The organism is Methylobacterium sp. WL119, assembly GCF_008039875.1.
Taxonomy (GTDB): domain Bacteria; phylum Pseudomonadota; class Alphaproteobacteria; order Rhizobiales; family Beijerinckiaceae; genus Methylobacterium.
Genome location: NZ_VRUU01000232.1, coordinates 1 through 1,155 on the forward strand (window position 1 = coordinate 1; position 1,155 = coordinate 1,155).

Below are 1,155 nucleotides of genomic sequence, written 5' to 3' on the forward strand. Positions count from 1 at the left end.
GCTAGTGGTTGAGCCCTGACGGTTGAGTCCGTGTGGGGTTTCGGTTTGCGCCCCATCCTGCGAGTCTGGCGGGATGCGCAGTGGCATCTCTTTCACGCTCTCCACCTCGGATCGCCTTCGGCTCGAAGCACTCGTCGCGGATCGAAACACGTCGCAGAAGCACGTCTGGCGCGCCCGTATCGTACTGCTGAGCGCCGATGGGCTGGGGACGCATGCGATCATGCGTGAGGCGGGCGTGTCCAAGACGGTGGTCTGGCGCTGGCAGGACCGCTTCGCGCAGGAGGGCGCCGATGGGCTCCTTCGGGACAAAACGCGACCGGCGCGCATCCCGCCGCTGGGGCCGGAGGTGGCGGCGCGCGTGGTGGCTCTGACGCAAGGAGAACCACCCGGCGAGACCACGCATTGGACGGCCGCCGCCATGAGCAAGGCCGCGGCCATCAGTGTCTCGTCGGTGCAGCGGATCTGGTGGGGGCACGGCCTACAGCCGCATCGAGTCCGGCAGTTCAAGCTCTCCACCGACCCGGCCTTCGCCGCCAAACTGCGCGACGTCGTCGGGCTCTACGTCGACCCGCCGGCCCACGCCGTCGTGCTCTCGGTCGACGAGAAGAGCCAGATCCAGGCGCTCGCCCGCACGCAGGAGCCGTTGCCGATGAAGCCGGGCCAGCCGACGACGCGCACCCACGATGACAAGCGCCGCGGCACGACGACCCTGTTTGCCGCCCTGGACGTGCTGGAGGGCAAGGTGATCGGCCGCTGCATGCAGCGCCACCGGCATCAGGAGTTCATCCGCTTGCCGAGATGCGGTCGAGGCGGCGGTTCCGGCGGGCAAGATCGTCCACGCGATCCTGGACAACTATGCCGTCCACAAGCACCCGAAGGTCCGTGCCTGGCTCGACCGCCACCCGCGGCTTCACCTTCCAATTCACCCCGACCTCAGCCTCGTGGCTCAATGCCGTCGAGGGCTTCTTTGCCAAGCTCGCAAAACGCCGGCTCCGACGCGGCGTGTTCGGATCGCTGATCGAGGTACAGGCCGCCATCAAACGCTTCATCGCCGAGAGCAACGGCAATCCGAAGCCCTTCGTCTGGACCGCCGACCCGGATCGCATCATCCAGGCCGCAAAGCGCGGGCACCAAGTGTTAGACTCGTACCACTAG

1 pseudogene is annotated in these 1,155 nt (G+C 67.2%); it reads left to right on the top strand.

The features are described 5' to 3' along the window. Nucleotides 1-73 precede the first annotated feature (73 nt). Nucleotides 74-1,155 (top strand): annotated as a pseudogene (locus FV227_RS28600) (IS630 family transposase).